The organism is Scytonema sp. UIC 10036 (assembly GCF_009725235.1).
In genome coordinates this window covers 23,344-41,256 of record NZ_WJFC01000030.1, presented here as the reverse complement: position 1 = coordinate 41,256, position 17,913 = coordinate 23,344, and the positions used below count along the sequence as shown (strand labels likewise).

Sequence of the window (17,913 nt, the reverse complement as noted above, 5' to 3'; positions counted from 1 at the left end):
TTATCTATGCATCCCAAAAAAATGGGCGAACCGGGAGTAATAATTTGCCTTAATTCTACCTTTTACCAGAGAGAATCGATCCTCACCTATACTTCTACTGCTATTTTGTTCAAAAGCGCACTGTTGTGCGCCTTTAGGAACAATCTCTCTATATGGGAAGAGAAATTATAAACTCTGTCCCCTCGCCCAGAACAGAATTAACTGTGATTTTACCACCGTGTTTTTCTTCGACAATTTGACGGGCGATCGCTAATCCTAATCCCGTACCTTTACCGACTCCCTTGGTAGTAAATAAATGGTCAAAGATTTTTTCTTGGACTTCTGCACTCATGCCTTTGCCGTTATCAGCAATTGATATTTTTACGGATTGACGATCTATGATTGATGTTGTGATTGTGATGCGGTTAGGATAAGCTTTAATTTCTGCAAAACTCTTACCAATATTTGCTTCTTCTAACGCATCAATAGCATTGGCAAGAATATTCATAAACACCTGATTTAATTGCCCAGGAAAACAATTGACTAAAGGGAAATCACTAGAGTTAGTAATTACTTCAATTGCTGGGCGTTGTTCGTTGGCTTTGAGACGATGCTTGAGAATTAAAATTGTGCTATCAATTCCTTCATGGAGATTAAATTTTACTTTGTAATCTTTGTCAGCACGAGAAAATGTCCGCAAGCTAGTGCTAATATTTTTCAACCTGTCGCACGCCATGACCATTGCATCGATTGTTTTAGGTAAGTCTGTCAAAAGATACTCTAAGTCAATTTCCTCCGCATGGTCTTGAATTTCATCACCAGGATTTTCAAGAACTGCTTGATAGAGTTTGAGATGTTCAGTCAGGTCAGCTAAATTGGGTTTAGTTTGTTTGAGAGTAGCAGCAATAAAACCAAGAGGATTATTCATTTCATGGGCAACGCCAGCGACTAAATTACCCAAAGCTGACATTTTTTCACTTTGGATAATTTGTAATTGGGCTTGTTGTAGTTCTTGTTCTGCTCGTTTGCGTTCACGAAGTGCAGCTTGCTGTTCGCTAATATCTAACAATAAGCCGTCCCACAAAATTGTGCCATCAACAAGTTTTTGAATGCGAGCTTCCCCATGAATCCACTTAACAATTCCCGAAGGTGTGACAATTCGACCTGTCCATTGCCAAGGAGTCAAAGTTTGCATTGAGTCGGCTATCGACTGCTGGTGATCTGCCGCATCTTCTGGATGCACTAAATCAAGAAGAGTCTGCACATTGGCGATCGCTTGCTCGGCTGTTATCTCGTATAATTTATAACAATCTGCGCTGATGTACGGTAGAGATATTTCACCATCAGCAGACACACTAAATTGATAAACAACTCCAGGAACATTATCTACCAAGTTATGAAAGCGAGAATTACTGGTGCTCAATTCGACAAAAGATTGCTCTAACTTTTGGGCATATTCCCGAGCAGATTCATAAAGTCGGGCATTTTCTAGAGAAATGGCAGCTTGAGCGCAAATTAAATTGAGTATTTCGACGCGATCGCTTGTGAATGCCCCTGTGGTTAAACTATTTTCCAGATATAAAATCCCCAACAACTTACCTCGATGCAAAATCGGGCTGCACAAAATACTTTGAGGCTGCTGATGGATAATGTATGGCTCGTTGGCTAAGGTGGTATCTGCGGTTGCATCTAATAAGACAACAGTCTGTTGACTGTGCTTGACTTTGTAAATGAGCTTGTGGGGAATGTCTTGACTCTCTTCAAACCGAAGGTTCTGCAATAGTACTGGGTTTGTTCCCTGGGTAATTGAGCCTTTAATTAGCAAGCGATCGTCTCGCAACAGCATTAACACACATTTATCAGCCCCAGCATTTTCGATGATGATGAAAAGTAACGATGAAAGTAGTTTTTCTAGTTCGATTTCACCAGAGATCGTCTGAGATGCTTTGAGAATTGCTTTTAAATCTAGAGTCTCTGAGACACTGCTGCTAGAAGCCGAAGAACTGCTTTTTGTGACAGTCCCTAAGGCGAAGATAGTTTCGTTAGTTGAAACAACAGAACGGCTTTGCTGTAATATGGGGGCGAGTAATTGGGGATAGCGTTTTTCTAAATCAGTGACTTTGGCTTTTGCTCCCCAACGCGCATAACCATAATAAGCTTCAATCATGTACTCAAGGGCAATACGCTGTTTACCCCAATCTAGGTAGAACTTTGCTGCCAGTTCGTTAGCAAGTGCTTCTTCTTGGATATATTCGTTGGCTTTAGCTCCAGATATTGCCCGATCGTATAGTTCACTGGCTTCGGCTTTGTTTCCTAAGACTCGACATTTTTCCGCTGCTACCAAATCGAACTTATGCTGATGATTCATCGGTGCATATTCCGCCCAATGCTGCAACTGAGTTTGGTTTTTTGCCACCCTTTCTAATGCGGTTGATACTTCACCTGACAGTTGAGTCAATTGTGCTAGAGCTATTAAAGAATCATAGAAATAAAATGCAGGTTCGGCAACTGTTCCTGCACCCGCCATGAAATAGTTTCTGCATTCAAGGGCATTGTTATTAGCTGGCTCAATTTCTCCAAATAAAAAGCAAAGTGTCAACTTATATGAGGAAAAAATATATAGTCCACATATATCATTCGCAGACCGCAGCAGAGGGAGAAATTCTGTTTCTTGGAGAGCCGATCCAGATAAAATGGTAGGATGCTCTGCCAAACCTAGTAAATTTAAAATCACTTGCCGATAGATGAGACAGTAATTAGCTGTTCCCAATTGCTTCAGTTGTACTAAAGCATTGTAGTAAGTGCGTGTATCTTGCTCCAAGTTAGCAAGGGGTTGACCACCCCAAGAAGAAATTAAGCAGAAATTGTGAACAGCATATCCAGCGTATTCTAGGTTGCCAACTTCTAGCCCAAGGGTATAGCTCTCACTCAAAAGGGGTAACATTTCTTTGAGGTGAGATTTGCGGTGGAGAATATAACTTCCCAACAGGAAAAATACTTCCAGTTTAGTTGCTTTATCATCGAATTTTGCAGTCAAATTCAATGCCAACTGCCCAAATTGAGCAGCTAAATCTATATTTTGCACATTACAGAGAACCAAGCTATAGCAAGCATAGTTAGTAGCAGAAATAGATATATTACCGTACCGCAAGAATAATTTGATTAACAAGGTAGCTAGTAATGGATACAAAAGAGATCCACAGGTGTAAGCGGCTGCCATGATGCTGCTGGCAATCTGGGTAATGGCGATTTTGTTGACATCCGTCATTACAGGCAGGTGGATAAAATCTGCAATTTTGCGATCGCCAATGAGTTCGCTAATTTCTTGGATTGACTTTTGAATATCTGCGGGTGTAGGTGATTCGGTTATAGTTACGCCCAACTGTTGCAGGATCTTAATGCCGATCTCCAGCACTTCATTAAGTTGACGCTGGGAAGTTTTGGCTTGAATCCTAATGCGGTAAACATTGACCTGTTCTAGTAACGAATGTGCCTGTTTGGTGACAATATCAATCAACTGTTCCATCGCCTCAAAGTCGCCATTTAGCATTGCCACTTCTGCCGCTAATTCATGTAAGGCGAGGGTCATTTCATACTTTTGTTGCCAAGCTTGTTCTCCCAACAAAGACAATCCCACTGCTGCATATTCCTGCGCCGCTTGATAGGCGGTAGCAGCTCTGGCTTTGCGACAGGCAATGAGGTTAAGTTGTGCTAGTTCATTTCTTTGTGTTTGTTCGTTAATTAAAGAAGTTCCATAATTTAATTGATTAACGATTTCAAAAATACCCTCAACTCTTGCTTCTGGCGAAATCTGTTGCAGCAGCAGTTGTCCGATGTGGTAATGAGTCGTCTGTTTTTGTTCATTGGGAATCAGAGAATAAGCCGCTTGCTGTACTCGGTCATGTAAAAATTTGTATGTAACAGTCTGTTGATTTTCTGATGTATGCGCTGGGGTTCCTTTCCCAACATAAAACTTATAAACATCACCAATTGGTAAAATCAATCCTTCCTGTAATGCTTTCCACAGATAAGCTGCTGTTTCGATTTGAGATTGTTGTGAAACAATTGCCAAAGTCGCTAAATCAAATTGATTGCCAATACAAGCAGCTAACTTCAACACGTGTTGAGTTGATGGTGGTAGTTTTTGCAATTGAAAACTCATAAAAGCCACAACATCATCTGTAACAGCTTGCGCCGTCACTTCTGCCATATCACATTGCCAGCAACCTAACTCAAAGTCAAATTGGATCGGTCCATCTTGATGCAATGCTTTGAGAAAATGGGTAGCAAAGAATGGATTCCCCTGAGTTTTTTGATAAATTAACACAGAAAGTTTCCATACCAAATCTTCAGAAGATTTGAGTGTCTCAGCAACTAATTTATTGACTTGTAATTGACTTAGTGGTGCTAAAGTAATTGTATTCATCGTTGCTTTTGATTTAGCAATGTCACTCAAAGTCAACATTAATGGATGTCCTGGTATCACTTCGTTATCACGGTATGCACCAATGATAAATAGATGACCTGTATCAGCCATTAATAGCTGCATTAATTTTAATGATGCTGAATCCGCCCATTGTAAATCATCTAAAAATATTACTAGGGGCTGTTCTGCACTGGTAAAGACTTGGGTAAATTTTTGAAATAATAAGTTAAAGCGATTTTGTGCAGCAATTCCTGATAATTCTACTGCTGGTGGTTGCTTGCCAATAATGCTTTCTAGTTCGGGAATAACTTCAATAATTACTTGTCCATTTTCGCCAAGAGCATCTAAAATTTTATTTTTCCATCGTTCTATTTGAAGATCGTTTTCAGTTAATAATTGCCCCATTAAATCTTGGAAGGCTTGCACAAAAGCGCTGAAGGGAATATTACGTTGTAATTGGTCATATTTGCCTTTGATAAAATAACCACGTTGACGTACAATTGGTTTATGTACTTCGTTAACAACGGCGGTTTTCCCAATTCCAGAAAAACCAGCAATGAGCATCATTTCTGTTGCACTCTGACTGACTCTATCAAATGCGTCAAGGAGAGTTTTAACTTCGGCTTCTCTACCGTAGAGTTTATCAGGAATGATGAAGCGATCGCACAGATCCCTACTAGCAATATCAAAACTTTGAATCTCACCAGTTTCTTTTAGCTGAATTAAACATTTTTCTAAATCAAATTTCAATCCTAATGCACTTTGATACCTATCTTCGGCATTTTTCGCCATCAATTTACTTACAATTTTTGAGATAACTGAGGGGATAGCTGGATTAATTTCATGTATTAATGGTGCTGTTTTGGCAATATGAGAATGTACCAATTCCATCGCATCATAAGACTGGAATGGTAACTCATCTGTGAGGAATTCATAAAATGTCACTCCCAGGGAATAAAAATCTGTGCGATAATCAATTCCTCGATTCATTCTCCCAGTTTGTTCTGGAGATATATAAGCAAGTGTTCCTTCTAAAACATTGGGATTGACTAGGGTTTGGGTTTCTCTGGGTAATAATGATGCAATACTAAAGTCGATTAATTTAACTTGTTTGGTTTGGGGGTTGATTAATATATTGCTGGGTTTGATATCTTTATGAATAATGCGCTCATGATAGAGTAAATCTAAGATGTTGCACAGAGCGATTGCTATCACTAGAAATTCTTCTAAAGATTGTTGGGTTTCTCTAGTTCCCCACTCCTTAAGAGAAATCCCCCCAAAGTCTTCCATAACTAGTGCATAACCATTTTGGCAAGGTTCTAGACTGTAGGTTTGGACTATCAGGGGGGAGTTGAGATTTTTGGCAATTGTGTACTGGTTGCGAAACAACAAAAGTTCGTTAAAGCTGGGATAAGGATTTTTTAGTAATTTAACGACTACTGGTTGTCGATCGACTTCTCGATAACCTCGATAAACTTGGGTTCGGGAGCCATTATAGAGTTCTTCACTGATGCTATATCCGGGAATATTCTCAAGAACACTACTAGTCATACCCTAAATCTTTAAAATGTTTGGATTTATTATTCCCAAATGATTAACTGAATTCTCTATGTAACCGGAAAAACTTATACCACTCTTATATATTTTATGTTACGACCTACAAGCAATGCAGTATTCCACTGAAGGGCATTTTTGTTGACCCCATGGCTAAGAGGATGTTTGAAAAGTCATGATTGATGTATCAAATATTTTTTACCCCACCCTAACCCTCCCCTTGGAAAGGGGAGGGAACTGGACTTCTCTTATTTCCCCCCTTTACAAGGGGGGACTAAGGGGGGTAATAATGTGATGAAAATGACAGCCAACCACTTTTCAAACATCCTCTAACCCACATAATTTAGATTTTGTCAACATATATTAGTGGATCGGCGCTCTAGTCCCATTCAGTTCAGGGGTTTCCGCCAAAGCCTTAGACGAATGATAACTCAAGCTAATATTTCAAATCACTTTTCATAAAGCTCCAAGTATTGTAAACTTAAGTAAAGGATTGTAAAGTAAAGTTACAGGCAAACGAAAAGCCTGATTCATTCATAAAAAAACAACCGCAATCATAAAATCATGACAGCAACCTTCCAGGTGCGCACAAGCGCCAACGTGTGGGAGCGCTTCTGTGAGTGGATCACCTCCACTGAAAACCGCCTCTACATCGGCTGGTTCGGCGTATTGATGATCCCCACCCTGCTCTCCGCAGCTATCTGCTTCATCATTGCATTCATCGCTTAGTACGTTGATTACATCAAATAGTGGAAATTATAAAGTACGTATAAATGTGCGAACCCACATTCCCACAAAGACAGGCAGATCAATGGAGCTTAGCAACGAGAAAATTTGTTGCCAATCATTCCGGAAATTATCTGGCAAATTTCCAAACTCATGTACGTATTCATGATAATGGGCGTATAATCTTTCCAAGCCTCTTTTAAGTATTGCTTTAAGGAAGAGCGCTACCAATAAGACAGATAAAACAAGATGTTTCCAAAAAAAGGTTTTAAAGTGTTGCCATAGTATTTCTCTCAAGTTACCTCGTCGGAATGAGTATCCTGAGGGTAGACTATAGGATTCAAGAGTTGATTTTCCAGATGAGGACATTAATAATATACCTATGACGAACTGCACGTTGCTCTCAGCTTTTCACGAGGTTCAAATTATAGAGAACCGCAATTACACTGAAAAATACGCGCTCGCTGTTTAAATCAAATAGTGGAGCCTAAGCGCAAAAGTTATTTCAAAGAATCAGAGAATCTACAGTTGCCTTACAGCCAATTTGATTCTACAGGAAAAGTCAAATCTGCTTTTGGAATCTCCACGATTGAGGGAGTCCGTTTTTTTCCTTAAATATCACCATGTGAACCTTCCTCAACTTTAACTGAATTTTTAGAAGAAAGTTTACCCTTAGCGATCGCAACTGGAAGTGAGAAAGCTCGTTCAGAATTACTCCCTTTCCGCCACAAGATTACCGATCTTCTTCTCCTCTTTCTTCGTGCTCTTTGCGTCTTTGCGGTTCATTTAATTAGGAAATCTTCAAGCTGGATAGGAGTATTAGCAGTAGATCGAGAAGTTGGTCTTTTAGTCTGGATGGTACAAAATGCTTGACTAGTACTCCACCACATACGTTTTGAGGGCCGATTGAGACTTTGTACCACCTCGATCCGGTGCCTCTGGCTGGGAATGCCTAAAGATGGGCTGCCACCTCCTGTATCGCTCGGCAGCAGCCCCGGAACGAGAGAAAGTGATGAAAGAGCGTTAAGAAGTCGGGGATCTGGACTAACTTAATTACATGTGCTACATTAAGTAGCAAGTAGCAATACATCAGCAAAGCTGTGGTTCGGGTTCTATATACCCGACTGGTGCGCCAAACATTGGATTGAGCGTATACCGTTCTTGCAATGCGTCACTACTGACTGTTTGATTAGCTCAGTTGGATAGAGCAACCGAAGCCATCGGTCGGACGTAGGTTAAAATCCTACATCAAACTCCCCTCTTTGAAAGTTAGCTCACTGGATAGAGCGATCGACTCATAATCGATTGGTTGCAGGTTCGATTCCTGCACTTTCCACCAACCCTGTCCGGGTTAAAAGACACTACCCTTTCACGGTAGCCAATTTACTTATATGGTATGGGAGAAATCCCAAGACGGTTCGACTCCGTTATTGTACAAACTCTGCAATGTAGGTGTTCGCGGCTGCTCGTCACTTTGTGATGCTCAGTCGTTACAGTCAAGGAGCCAGCGCAGTTGTCTTCTCCCTAATTTGAGTTTGTCATGGGCGTTTTCCACATCTAGTTTCTCCACGAGAATTCTAGAATCGGCAAACGGAATGGCAAATTTGAGTACTGTTTTTCCTTATAAGGGCAATTACGGTAATATGGCGATCGCTACTACTGGTAACAACCTGAGTAATGCTCTGCCTCCTTAATCAGTTTTTGGAGACACAATTTGCCCGCAACTTTACTGAAAACACTTATATTTGCAGAGTTTCAATTGGTTATTAGTCACTGGTCACTGGTCATTGGTCACTGTTAAGTAATTCCCACCTGTTTCCTCAGATTTCCTTGGGTTACATTAAGTAGTAAGGTAGGAATACATTGTGCAAAGCAGTAGTGCGGGTTCTACATACCTAACTGGTACGTCAACCAATGGATTGAGCGTATACCGCCCTTGCTCTATGTCACTATCTCAAGAAAGTGTACTTTACTTAGTAAAGCCATCGGTGGATCGCCGATGGGTAACAGGATGTACTCCTGTACTTTCAGCCACAACATCCTCGCCCTAGTTTGGGCACCTTGTTAGGGACAAGGCAGTTTCGCAGTTACAGACACGGGAAAAAGCCAGAATGGAAAAAATCTGTTTTGGTTTTGTAAACTCTGCAGTGTTGGTGTTCTGCTACCGATTACCACTAGTAATGTTTGGTACTCACAGTAAAGAAGCCAGTGCAATTGTTTTCTCCCTAACTTGAGTTTGTCACGAGCGTTTGCCATATCTAGTTTCTCTCCGTGAATTCTGGAACTGGCAAACCGAACGGCAAATTTGAGTGTTGTTTTTTCCCGATAGAGGGAATTACAGCAATATGGCAGTCACGAAGACTGGTACTAACCAGAGTAACGCCCTGCTTCCTTAATCCAGTTTTGGAGACGCTATTCGCCCGCAACTGAACTGTAACACTTACATTTGCAGAGTTTAAAAATATTTTGTAGTATATATAATACAGATAGTCATATTGAAAGCTCCATAAGCTTTAAGCGATCGGGAAGGTTCCTGTATTACAAACCATATACAGCTAGCCTTCCTCTGAACTTTGTTCAAAGCCGCGATCGGGCTTCAGCCCGCAGGCAGCTGGCTTATCGCTTTTAATATACAGTTTTCTCCGCCTGTCTCCTCAGCTCGGATAGGCGATATCGGTGAGGTTAAACGGGAGTTAACAATGTTTCTATCAAACCTTCTACGTTGGGTAAGAATGCCCAAGTTACCCATTCAAATTTCTATGTGGAAAACCTTTTATATCAAACCTAACGAAATTGGAATCTTATATCACCGCAGTGATTTTAAGAAAATTTTGCAGCCCGGTACTTACACGTATTTTGGTCGCCACTGGCAAGTAAAAACCTATGACCTCAACCAACCAGAAGCTAAGATTGAGAACCTCGAACTTTTGCTGCGCGATCGCAGTTCCGAGTTACAACAACATCTCTTAGTCGTCCGAACAGCTTACAACCAAGTTGCTTTAGTACGCTTGGGTCAAAATTGGGTAAGTATTCCACCCAATCAACTGCGGGCTTTTTGGCGCGGTTTTATAGAAGTAGAACCCCATGTCTTCAACTTAGAAGAAAGCTTGGAATTGCCTGCACAATTCGTACAGCAAGTACGCGGAATCGCCTTGAATGGACTGAAAAAGTTTCAAATCTCAGAGTATGAGATTGGTTTGCTGTACGTGCAAAATAACTTTATCCGACCTTTAGAACCAGGCGAGTACGCTTTTTGGTCGCATGACAAAGATGTTTCGCTCCGGACTCTCAGCCGTATTTTACCTAATCCCGGCTTTCCCCTTGAAGATGTATTGATTGAAAAACATCCCGACTTTGTTGCGGCTTACTGTGAAATCGTACAATTACTGACTCATCAAGTAGCAATTGTGCGGTATCAAGGGAAAGTTATTTCCATCCTACCACCGTGCAGTCGCAAGCTGTTTTGGCAAGGCGTTGAAGTGGAGGTTATTGACATCAGCACTGATGCTAAATTACCACCTCGCTTAGTTGCTGAGTTAGTTACAGGTTTGCCAGAGACTCTAGCTTTGAGCCGCAATTGTTTGCATATCCGCGAAGTTCCAGCGCAACACCTGGGATTACTCTACATCAATCAAGAGTATCAAACACAACTCCAACCAGGAATGCACGCATGGTGGCTATTTGGACGCTCTTTGCAAACAGAAATCTTTGATCTTCGCTACTCAACAATGGAAGTATCAGGTCAAGACATTCTTTCTAAAGATAAAGTGCCTTTGCGCTTGAACTTAACTGCTGGCTACCGCATTCTCGACCCACTGAGAGCCAAAAATGGTTTATCGGATATTACCACTTACTTGTACAAAGAACTACAGTTGGCTTTACGTGGCGCTGTTGGGGAAAGAACTCTAGATGCATTGTTGGAAGATAAAGGCGCAATTGATAGAAGTGTCTCTGAATACATTCGCCAGAAAACTGCAGACTATGGAATTGAAGTGGATTCTGTTGGGGTGAAAGATATTATTCTCCCTGGCGAAATTAAGACAATTTTGAGTAAGGTTGTGGAAGCGGAAAAAGCAGCCCAAGCTAACGGAGTTCGTCGTCGTGAAGAAACTGCTGCAACTCGCAGTATGTTGAACACCGCCAAAGTCATGGAGGATAACCCTGTGGCATTGCGTCTGAAGGAATTAGAAGTGCTCGAACGAATTGCCGAGAAGATTGAGAAAATCCAAGTCAATGGCAGTTTGGATAGTATCTTGACGGATTTGATTCGGATTAATCGGCAGTAATAAATAAGGAGTGGGTGAATGCGAGATTTTTTAAAGTCCTTCCCATTCTGCTTGAATAAGCCGGAACACCAAACCCGGTTTCTTGAAGAAACCGGGTTTGGTGCAGCGCGAACAGTCAAATGCCTAACAACTTTTACGAAGTCACCGAATCTTGCGGAACATCAAAAATCTGGTAACGATAAACGAGGACGATCGCCAAAATCGGGTAAGCTCACAGGTTTCTGTGCCAATTGTTCTAGAATGAGTTCAATAGCTCGGTCTAACTGTGGATCTTTACCTTGTGCCCAATCTTGGGGGGACATCTCCACTTCAATATCTGGATCGGTGCCGTAGTTTTCCACCTTCCAACCAACGTCAATGAACCAGTAGGAGTACTCTGGTTGCGTTAGGACACTACCATCCACCAAGGAATGACGGGGCCAAATGCCAATGACACCACCCCAAGTGCGCTTACCAATCAACGTCCCTAGTTTCATTAACTTGAAGCTATGGCTGAAGATGTCTCCATCCGATCCAGCATACTCATTAGCGATCGCCAAGATTGGTCCTGCTACAGAATCTGATGGATAAGGTTGCGGCTGACTCCACCGGGAGACATCATAGCCAATGCGCTTGCGTGACAATTTCTCCAGCAACAATTGCGATACGTGCCCACCACCGTTGTAGCGCACATCCACAATCAGCCCTTCATGCTGCGCCTCCACTGAGTAGTAACGGTGGAACTCTGCATAACCTGTTGGTCCCATATCTGGCACATGGACATAGCCAACCCGACCACCCGTTTTTTCACAAACAATCTGACGATTGCGCTCAACCCACTCCCGATAGCGGGCTTTGTTCTCATTTTTTAGAGCTTTAACGGTAATAGTGCGGTGCTCTTCATTCGTCGAGCCTGCGAAAGTTAACGAGACCTCGTTATTTGCTAGGTGAACCAACATCTCTTGTGGGGAACGATCGCGACTCACTCGTTGTCCACCCACTGCCAGTAATAGGTCGCCCACTTGAATGTTAGCACCAAGACGATTCAAAGGAGAATCAGCTTTTTCATTCCAAGAGTCACCAAGAACAATATGCTCTACCCGGTAAGCATCTGCTGCTGGATCGTAGGTGAAATCTGCACCCAAAAACCCTAATCGATAGTTAGGAGATTTTCGGTAATCGCCACCCATTTCATAGGCGTGAGATGTACCAAGTTCTCCTTGCATCTCCCAGATTAAGTCGGAAAATTCGGCACGGGTAGAAACCTTGTCGAGAATTGGGCGATAGCGTTGCCAAACCCGATCCCAGTCAACACCGGACATATCCTCCACCCAAAAATGGTCCTTTTGCAGCCGCCAAGCTTCTCGAAACATCTGTTGCAATTCTTGAGTGGGAACGACTGAGATTCGGACTCGCTTGAGGTCAAGCCAACCACTTTTGCGCCCTGGTTCATCTTCAATCTTGCCGTTTTGGGATTGGGGGGTGGCTGTACACACTCGCAATCGGTTTTTACAACGGTAAATGACCATTTGTCACCTGTCTTTGGCTTGAAATATAGTTAAGTTCTAATGTAGTGGGAGCAACAGAGGAGATGATGTGAAAATAGAGTTCCATCTACTTAAAGATATAAACAGAATTGTAACTGTAGGTAGAGAGAAAAAATAGTTTAGATTGCGATAGTTAATAAGAGTGCGCTGTAGTTAGGCTAGGAGAGCCTACAAGATAAGTCCAAACTTTCAGCTATCAAGATTTTTTGCAAATATTCTTTTCCATTTCACTGCCAAAAGTGCATAAGTTGATTTTGCTGACACCCCTTAAGAATACAGAAGCTTAAATTCCGTTTGGCAAATCAATAGGGTGAAACTCACACAGTATTTTCAATAGATGCGATCGCGCGTTTCATTTGCACTACCTGAGAAGAAATCCTTGCAAATTATTCCGCTCATGTAGTTAACCATTGCAGAATTTTGCAATGATAACTAGTGGTTCATCGCATTAATTCTGAGAGGCTGTCAGATCTCCAACGTCTTTAAGAAGCCGGAGATCTAGACCAACTTAACCTATCAAAACTTTTGCGATAGACCACTAGTGGTCCACCACATAAGTTTTGATGGGTAAAACGATGTTCAAGCTCATCCTCTTTTTCTCTTCCTCCGCGCCCTCTGCGCCTCTGCGGTTTTTTAATCACCTCTCAAATTCAATGTGGCGGACCACTAGTGGTCTGTCCCATTAATTTTGCTAGGTCAAACAACGTTTAGACTCATCTTCTTTGCCTCTTCCTTAACGCCCTTTGCGTCTTTGCGGTTTTTTAATCACCTAGCAAAGTTAACTTGCCAGACCACTAGCTCCGCGAGCAACAGGAAATATTAACTCAATCACTTAACTTCGCACAAGCTACTCTGGTTTCATTCCATCTGTTTACTTATCGTATTAATTAAGCCAAGACAGCTTGGAGTTGAAACAAATTGCAAATTGTCCAAAGGAGAAAAAACATGGCTGATAAACAAGGTAATCCTCCAACAACTCACACCGTCAAAGATGGCGACCTATTATTTGATATTGCCCAAGCCTATTATGGCGATGGCAATCAGTGGAAAAAAATTGCCGATGCTAATGGCAATCTTAAACCTGAGAACTTGAAAGTTGGTCAAAAACTTCAAATCCCTTAACAGGTTTAACAGGTTGATCGACTTGGCTGGGCTGTATTGCTAACAACTTAAGGCTTAATTGCATTTGTCAATCAGTAAGAGCGCTCAAATAACTGCTGTTTGAAGAGTGGAAAATTCGCGCTTTGGGAGCGATCGACATATATAGGGTGCTTTCGCGCGATCGCACGATCGCGCACGCTCTCTCTGACTTTTCTACCCAAAAGCCGAGTAAATTCTGAGATTTCCATTGCTGATTGACAAATGCTTTCATACCTTAAGTTTTTACCAATGGGCTGTGGAAGCGATCGCTGGAGATGGCGGTTGCGTGGAAAATTGCTACCAACGTAGGATGTATCCAAGCAACCTTACCTCATTAAAAAATATCTTCATAAATTAACTTTTAGCCTGGATAAGACAAAGGTTTCAGACTAATTTTTGGAGATATCTAATCTGATTTACGTCTATAAAAAGGAGTTCGATTATGGGATTATCCAACGAATACTCAGATGTACCTGACTGGGTGGAAAAGCCTGAAGGATATAAAACTGGCGAGATGGTGAAATACGAAGGCAATGTCTTTATTGCTGCATTCTGGGCTTCAAAACCAGGGGAGGGTGAGCCTAGTGAGAACGGCTGGCGACTGCATGATGAACTGTATGATGTCACCTCTCGTCCTGCCGCTGAACCTGCTAAAATTATTGGCTACATTCCAACTTGGCGAAAAGAAGAAGGATTTGACTATGCCAATGTGGAGATGTATCGCAATATCACGCATGGGATCGTTTCGTTTCTCATGTTTAGTGAAACCGATCTGGGTGAGTTTGAATCCAAGTCAGTTGATGATGTTAATGCCATTCTCAGCGATGTTTTGCTGACTGGACATGTCTGCGGTACGCATATTTTGATCGCCCTTGGCGGCGCAGTGGATTACGGTTTCCTTTACCTGATGGAACGGATTGGCAAGAATCCTGACGATCCCGTACTCGAAAAAGCGGTGAAGAATGTCGTCGATTTTGTCAAGAAACATGGTTTGGATGGAGTCGATCTGGATTTGGAATGCTGGTGGGATAAAAACAACGATGCGAATAAGGATCGGGGTGGCAGATTTAAGAGTGATGGTCCTCATCCAGCAGGCAAAGGATTGACGGAATTTGCCAAACAATTAAAGCAAGCGATGCCGGACAAAATCATTTCAGCTGCGTTGTTTGCCACCTCCTGGTATGGCAATTGCTATGACCCAGGATTGGTCGAGTATGTGGATTGGCTCGGCCTCATGACCTACGACTTGACTGGCTCCTGGAATCAATCACCAGTGGGACCGCAAACTGCTCTACTGAAGATTCGCAAGCAAGAGGAGTATGCAAAGGAACAGCAGGGAGAATGGCCTGCCAATCGCAAGAGTTCTGGGAATGCGACCGATCCCATGTCAGACAATCCGATTCTTTCAGTGGAAGATTCGCTCTGGTATTGGACGAATCCTTTTTTCACCAATTGGCAAGGAAAGGGACAAAACCTTAAAAGAAATAAGATTGCTGCTGGAGTGCCAATTTACGGCTATGACTTTGCCTATGGCAAAGAACCTGATGATTTGAGCGGACAGATTGCGCCCGGTTATAAAAGCATCCGCTACAAAGATATCCTCAGCCAATTTCCAGATGCTCCTACGGCAGCAAATGCCAATATTAAAGTACCTGGAAATACCTCCAGACCGCCGTTTGTCTCTGCGCCTGGAACTTACCTTTACACTCACAATATCTACTTTGAAACGCCCAAGACTGCTACTGATAAGTTAAATTTTTTAAAGAGTGTCGGAGCGCAGGGTGTGATTATTTGGGAACTTTCCAATGATGTTTGGGAAGGGGGTAAGAGAGATGTTCGGGAAGGGGGTAAGAGTGTCATCCAAGCCCTTTACCAAAACTCAGGCAACCCTACGACTAGAGTGGCGTTGCTGTCAAAAGCATTAGAAGATGGTTCATCGGTTGAAGAAGGTTCAATTGTTGGAGATGGTAATTTTGGTAAAGGCGATCGCTACGATACTGGTATAAAGCCAGATATTGCTTTGAATGATGGAAATGTGGTTGTAGAAGTTCACCAATCTCAGGCCGCGAACACCCTCTGGTATCACGTTGGTAGAGTTGAAGATGACAAGATCAATTGGGGTGGGAGCATCAAATATGACAAAGGAGTACAACCCTCAGTTGCCATCACTAATGATGGGTTAGTGGTCGAGGTTCACAAGTCTGAGAATTTTGATACACTCTACTATCACGTTGGTAGAGTTGACGGTGACAAGATCAATTGGGGTGGGAGCCACAAATATGACAAAGGAGTACAACCCTCAGTTGCCATCACTAATGATGGGTTAGTGGTCGAGGTTCACAAGTCTGAGAATTTTGATACACTCTACTATCACGTTGGTAGAGTTGACGGTGACAAGATCAATTGGGGTGGGAGCCACAAATATGACAAAGGAGTACAACCCTCAGTTGCCATCACTAATGATGGGTTAGTGGTCGAGGTTCACAAGTCTGAGAATTTTGATACACTCTACTATCACGTTGGTAGAGTTGACGGTGACAAGATCAATTGGGGTAAGAGCCACAAATATGATGATGGAGTACAACCCTCAGTTGCCATTACTAATGACGGGCTAGTAGTAGAGGTTCACAAGTCTCAGAGTCATGATACTCTTTGGTATCACGGCACAGGTCAAGTTAACAATAACACCATTGACTGGGATAATGAAAAGAGCCAAAATTATAGCGACGGTAAAGTGCCAAAGGTTGCTTGCAACGGGCAGTTAGCAGTGGAAACTCACAACGAAGGAAGCGACAAGCTTTTGTGTTCAGTTTTAACATTACCGGCCTTTCGTTCCAACTGGATTGAATTGCATGGTGACAATTCATATTGTTATTGTGCATGTAATAGCGCTACTGATAACAAACAAAGACATGCCTCTAACAAGACGATGAATGTCAAAGCGGGAGCGCCTTATTTGTATGCAGTCCTCACTAAAGACGATGACTCGATCGATTTCCCAACTGGTGCAGTAATGACAATTGAAGGACCTGATGGAACCAAATACGATCGCGATATTCAAGAAGAAAACCAACTGGTGATTATGTCCGGTTCTTCAGTTCGATGTCTTATTGTCCAAGACCCCAAGCCAGGTGATTGGAAGATGACGATGACAGTGCCTGAAGGCGTGGGATTCTATTGTGAATGCAATACGGTTCCGTCTAAAGACGTATACGATACGATAACAGAGACCCTAAATTCACCCCAAGCAAACACAGATCTTCAACCACGGAATCCCGTCGCGGCGGTGCTCGCTGTCGTGGGATTTATCGGCATAGCGATCGCGATGATGATTAAACCAACAGAAGCATCTGAATCACAACTCCAACCGATGTTGGGCTTGGTTCAAGCGGGAACTGGGGCATCATTGGAAGTATCAGAATCTTTGTATGGAGACGCACCAGGAATGGGAGTATCCAGCAACGCTTCGGTTCTTGCCCAGAGCAGTAGAACAGCAGAGCAAAGAGAAAATACACGAACAGTTGTTAGATTTACAACATGGAATATGCAGGGTGGCAGAAACCTCCCATATCTTAACCAAGTGGTACAACGATCACCTGCTCAACTTAATGATAACTTAATTCAAATACTTGCCTTACAAGAAACCGGCCACCTGTCAGACTCCACTAATTTTGTCAACGATCGCCCATTACTCGATCCGAATACTGGTGGAATAATGGGCCATACCTTGAACAGGCTGATGAATGATAACTTCATGGAATTTTTGTACTGGGAAAATAATTGGGCGCAAGGCGGTATGGCTCTTGCTAGTAACATTCATAGAGGGAGTGTGGGGATTCTCCCTGCTGTGAATGTAAATAATTTCATACCTCGTAATACTAGGAATCTGCCTTGGGCTACTGTAAATATTCCTTCTAACAATCAAAACACTAGGCTCACAGTATATACAATACATGCGCCACCTGTGTTTGGTGATGTTACTGAGGATCATGTACGTCAATGGGTTACTGCCCAAATAAATCAAATCACTCAACTAGAAGGAAATAATAGATGGATTCTTTTGGGCGATTTCAATCTCACTCCTGAGCAATTAGGTAATGTACCTGGTGGTTATGTTGTTCATGGCGACAGGGCAACTCACCAAAGTGGAAATATTTTGGATTATGCCGTTACAAATGTTCAAGGTTTAATAAGACTCGCCCCACCAGACAATGTGCCGAGTGCTAGCGATCATTATCCGGCAGTTTTTGAGTGGGAGCAGCCTTGATAAGTGCGA

General features: G+C 42.4%; 7 protein-coding genes, 2 tRNA genes and 2 pseudogenes. 8 read left to right on the top strand and 3 right to left on the bottom strand.

Annotated features, from left to right (window positions below; translation table 11 throughout):
- Positions 1–148 precede the first annotated feature (148 nt).
- Positions 149–5,956, bottom strand: a complete 5,808-nt coding sequence (locus F7734_RS16365) for an ATP-binding sensor histidine kinase (protein ID WP_155745694.1) — start codon at positions 5,954–5,956, stop codon at positions 149–151.
- Positions 5,957–6,523: 567 nt separating this feature from the next.
- Here F7734_RS16365 and F7734_RS16360 point away from each other — a divergent pair.
- From F7734_RS16360 to F7734_RS16340, 6 genes and pseudogenes are all read left to right on the top strand, one after another.
- A pseudogene (locus F7734_RS16360) lies at positions 6,524–6,685 on the top strand (photosystem II q(b) protein); the annotation flags it as partial.
- 528 nt (positions 6,686–7,213) lie between these two features.
- Positions 7,214–7,399 (top strand): annotated as a pseudogene (locus F7734_RS63515) (hypothetical protein); the annotation flags it as partial.
- Between the two features lie 469 nt (positions 7,400–7,868).
- Positions 7,869–7,940: transfer RNA gene (locus tag F7734_RS16355), tRNA-Gly, on the top strand.
- A gap of 8 nt (positions 7,941–7,948) precedes the next feature.
- Positions 7,949–8,024, top strand: a tRNA-Ile gene (locus F7734_RS16350).
- A 526-nt stretch (positions 8,025–8,550) separates the two neighbouring features.
- Positions 8,551–8,736, top strand: coding sequence for a hypothetical protein (locus F7734_RS16345; protein ID WP_155745693.1), 186 nt, complete (start codon positions 8,551–8,553; stop codon positions 8,734–8,736).
- A 708-nt stretch (positions 8,737–9,444) separates the two neighbouring features.
- Positions 9,445–10,971, top strand: a complete 1,527-nt coding sequence (locus F7734_RS16340; RefSeq protein WP_155745739.1) for a slipin family protein — start codon at positions 9,445–9,447, stop codon at positions 10,969–10,971.
- 161 nt (positions 10,972–11,132) lie between these two features.
- On the opposite strand, the gene F7734_RS16335 is transcribed toward F7734_RS16340, so the two are convergent.
- Positions 11,133–12,479, bottom strand: a complete 1,347-nt coding sequence (locus F7734_RS16335) for a S41 family peptidase (RefSeq protein WP_243146911.1) — start codon at positions 12,477–12,479, stop codon at positions 11,133–11,135.
- A gap of 963 nt (positions 12,480–13,442) precedes the next feature.
- Between F7734_RS16335 and F7734_RS16330 the strand changes: the two genes are divergently transcribed.
- Complete coding sequence (locus F7734_RS16330) at positions 13,443–13,619, top strand: LysM domain-containing protein (protein WP_155745692.1); 177 nt, start codon at positions 13,443–13,445, stop codon at positions 13,617–13,619.
- A gap of 71 nt (positions 13,620–13,690) precedes the next feature.
- Here the strand turns inward: F7734_RS16330 and F7734_RS16325 are convergent, their stop codons facing one another.
- Positions 13,691–13,957, bottom strand: a complete 267-nt coding sequence (locus tag F7734_RS16325) for a hypothetical protein (protein WP_155745691.1) — start codon at positions 13,955–13,957, stop codon at positions 13,691–13,693.
- 122 nt (positions 13,958–14,079) lie between these two features.
- On the opposite strand from F7734_RS16325, the gene F7734_RS16320 reads away from it, so the two are divergent.
- The gene (locus tag F7734_RS16320; RefSeq protein WP_155745690.1) at positions 14,080–17,904 is read left to right on the top strand and encodes a glycosyl hydrolase family 18 protein; all 3,825 of its coding nucleotides are present in this window, start codon (positions 14,080–14,082) and stop codon (positions 17,902–17,904) included.
- The last annotated feature ends 9 nt before the right edge of the window (positions 17,905–17,913 follow it).

Coding starts and splice junctions, on each gene's coding strand:
- F7734_RS16365 (WP_155745694.1), bottom strand. CDS start 5,956: ATGACTAGTAGTGTTCTTGAGAATATTCCCGGATATAGCATCAGTGAA.
- F7734_RS16340 (WP_155745739.1), top strand. CDS start 9,445: ATGTGGAAAACCTTTTATATCAAACCTAACGAAATTGGAATCTTATAT.
- F7734_RS16335 (WP_243146911.1), bottom strand. CDS start 12,479: ATGGTCATTTACCGTTGTAAAAACCGATTGCGAGTGTGTACAGCCACC.
- F7734_RS16330 (WP_155745692.1), top strand. CDS start 13,443: ATGGCTGATAAACAAGGTAATCCTCCAACAACTCACACCGTCAAAGAT.
- F7734_RS16320 (WP_155745690.1), top strand. CDS start 14,080: ATGGGATTATCCAACGAATACTCAGATGTACCTGACTGGGTGGAAAAG.